The sequence below is a fragment of the Mesorhizobium sp. M2C.T.Ca.TU.002.02.1.1 genome (genome assembly GCF_003997225.1).
Window position 1 is genome coordinate 1 of sequence record NZ_RZTO01000695.1, and the last position, 3341, is coordinate 3341.

Consider the following 3341-nt stretch of genomic DNA (forward strand, 5'->3'; position numbering starts at 1 on the left):
GCCGCAGAGCGCCGGCATTTCGACGGCCTTCGATTCCTATGTCGACTCGGCGGTCAAGCGCTTCCAGCTCCGCCATGGCCTGCCGGCCGACGGCACCATGGGCAAATACACTTATGCCGCGATGAACGTGTCGGCGCAGGTCCGGCTCGGCCAGCTGCAGACCAATCTGCAGCGCCTGAAGGAAAAGGCCGGCACGCTGGGCAGCCGTTACGTGCTGGTCGACATTCCGGGCGCCCAGGTTGAAGCGGTCGAGAACGACCGCGTCGTGCTGCGACACACGGCGATCGTCGGCAAGATCGACCGCCAGACGCCGATCGTGAATTCGAAGATCAACGAGATCATCGTCAATCCGTACTGGAACGCGCCGGTCTCGATCGTGCGCAAGGACATCATTCCGCTGATGCGGAAGGACCCCAACTACCTCAAGGACAGCCACATCCGCCTGTTCGCGCCGGACGGCAGCGAGGTCGATCCGATGACGGTCGACTGGTCGACCGACGACGCGGCGAAATATCGTTTCCGCCAGGATCCGGGCAGCAACAATGCGATGGCCTCGGTCAAGATCAATTTCCCGAGCCCGGACGGCGTCTACATGCACGACACGCCGCAGCAGAGCCTGTTCGGCAAGCTGATGCGCTTCGATTCCTCCGGCTGCGTGCGCGTCCAGAACGTGCGCGACCTCGTCACCTGGATCCTGCGCGATACGCCCGGCTGGGACCGCCAGCATTTCGAAGCGGCGATCAAGACCGGCGAGAACACGCCGATCAATGTGGTCAACCCGGTGCCGGTTCACTTCTTGTACCTGTCGGCCTGGTCGACCGCCCCGGGCGTCGTGCAGTTCCGCGACGACATCTACGGCCTCGACGGCGCCCAAGAGCTGCAGATCAGCTCCGCGCAGTAAGCATTTGACATTATTTGAGAAAGGCCGCCGCTCGGCGGCCTTTTTTGTGTCTGCGAAATAGCCTTGGATCGATCGCTGGTCGCGCCAGCGCCCCGGCTCGAGGGCGTAAACGGTTTCCGGCGGATGAGCGGCCTGCTGCTGAAGCTTCGTCCTGTCGATGATCCCTGACACAAAAAGCAAGCCCGCCGCCGCGGTCGGCGCCGATCGGCCCGCGTAAGCTCAACAAAGTTAGTAAACCACTTTACGCAACCGCTTTACTAGCCACATTTTATGAGATAACGTTTCGGTCTGTTGCTGGCCGGGACGGATATGAGCACCATCAATGAAGTCGCGATAATGGCGAGGGTGTCGACCACCACCGTGTCGCGCTACCTCAACAATCGCATCGAGCTGCCGGCGGAGACGGCCGCCCGCATCGATGCGGCCATCGCTGCGCTCGACTATCGCCCCAACATTCTCGCCAAGCGCTTGAGCCTCGGCCGCTCCGAGGCGATCGGCATGATGACGCCTGAAATCGCCAACCCGTTTTTCGCCGAGCTGGCCGCCGCCGTCGAGAACGAGGCGGAAAAGCACGGCTATTCCGTCCTGATGAGCAGCACCGGCGGCAATCGCGAGCGCGAGCTTGCGAGTCTCAGGCGACTGAAGGACGGCCATGTCGACGGGTTGATCATGATGACCAATCGGCCGGACGACGGCTCGCTTGCCGCCACGCTCCACCACTACGGCCATATCGTTCTGATCGATGAGGATATCCCGGGCGTCAACGTTCCGAAGATATTCGTCGAGAACCGGGAAGGCGCCCGCGCCGCGACGCGTCATCTCATCGAAGCCGGGCACCGGCGCATCGCCCATATCGGCGGCCCGGCGAAGCTGTTCAGCGCCATCGAACGACTGGCCGGGTACCGCGACGCCATGGCCGAGGCGGGGATAACAGTTGACGACGGCGATATCCGCCAGGGCGAGTATTCGCGCGAGTTCGGGCGCGCCGCCATGCTGGATATGCTGGCCGGCGCCGAGCCGCCGACGGCCGTTTTCGCCGGCAGCGATTTCATTGCCATCGGCATCATGGAAGCTGTGCGTTCCGAAGGCCTCGGCGTGCCGCAGGACATCTCGCTGGTCGGCTTCGACGACATGCCGTTCGCCGACCTCCTCGCGCCAGGCCTCACCACCATCCGCCAGCCGACGGCCGAACTCGGCCGCATCGGGTTCGGCACGCTCAAGGCGCTGATCGACAAGACGTCGCCGCCGGAACTCACCCGGCTCCCGGTCGCGCTGGTCAAGCGCAACTCGGTGGTGCCGCCACGCTCCTGAGAAAGACAGTTCTAGACCAAGAAAGGGGAATAAAACAAATGACAAGATCGATCGTGAAATCAATGGCATACGCAACTATCCTCGGGCTCGGCCTGATGGCCGGGCCGACATTCGCCGCCGACTTCAGCGCCGTCTATGTGATGTCGGACAATCTCGGCGACATGGGCTTCAACGACAACGCCGCCACCGGCTTCGCCCGCGCCGAGAAGGAAGGCGTCAAGACGCGCCTGCTGCAGGCCTCGCCGACCGATCCGCAGCTCTGGCGCCAGAACCTCGAGGCGGTGTCCAATTCGGGCGACTGGAGCGTCGTCTTCACCGGCCCGAACATGCACGACAACCTGGCCGACGTCGCGCCGCAGCACCCCGACCAGAAATACGTCTTCTTCGATGACGAGTTGAAGCAGCCGAACGTTCTTTCGGTGAAATACGCGCAGAACGAAGGCTCGTACCTCGCCGGCGCGCTGGCCGCGATCGCGGCGACCGACAAGAAGGATTTTCCGCTTACCTCCGGCGATCCGAAGATCGCGGTGGTCGCCGGCATGGACCTGCCGGTCATCCAGGACTTCATCCTCGGCTTCAAGCAGGGCGCCAAGACCGTCGTGCCGGACATCGACGTGCAAGTGATTTTCATCGGCAATTTCAACGACGCGCAGAAGGCCTATGACCTCACCAAGACCGCGATCCAGAACGGCGCCAACGTCGTCTTCAACGTCGCCGGCCCGGCCGGCCTCGGCATCCTCAAGGGCGCGGCGGACTCCAAGAAATACGCCATCGGCGTCGATTCCGACCAGAGCGGCCTGCACCCGGACAATGTGATCGCCTCGATGATCAAGCAGATCGGCAACTCGATCTACGACTCGATCAAGCAGATCCAGGACGGCAAGGCCGAGTTCGGCAAGCTCAAGGTCTACGGTCTCGCCAACGAGGGCGTCGGCCTCGTTTACAACGACAAGCTGGTGCCCGCCGACATCAAGGCCAAGGTCGACGCCGCCAAGGCCAAGGTGGTCAGCGGCGAGATCAAGGTCGACACTGCTTTCAAGTAAGCCTCCCAGGACCTTGAAACGGGACGCTGCCAAGAGCAATTCCAGGAAAAGTGCGTGACGGTTTTCCGTCCGGAATTGCGTAAAAA

At 62.7% G+C, this 3341-nt stretch carries 3 protein-coding genes; all 3 read left to right on the forward strand.

Features of this window, described 5'->3' with window-relative positions; translation table 11 throughout:
- On the forward strand, positions 1-901 hold a 901-nt coding region (locus EOD07_RS27705), incomplete at its 5' end, for a L,D-transpeptidase family protein (RefSeq protein ID WP_127237654.1).
- A 309-nt stretch (positions 902-1210) separates the two neighbouring features.
- Complete coding sequence (locus EOD07_RS27710) at positions 1211-2212, forward strand: LacI family DNA-binding transcriptional regulator (protein ID WP_127237655.1); 1002 nt, start codon at positions 1211-1213, stop codon at positions 2210-2212.
- A 62-nt stretch (positions 2213-2274) separates the two neighbouring features.
- Positions 2275-3255 (forward strand): BMP family ABC transporter substrate-binding protein, encoded by a 981-nt coding sequence (locus tag EOD07_RS27715; protein ID WP_164772590.1) that lies wholly within the window; start codon positions 2275-2277, stop codon positions 3253-3255.
- The last annotated feature ends 86 nt before the right edge of the window (positions 3256-3341 follow it).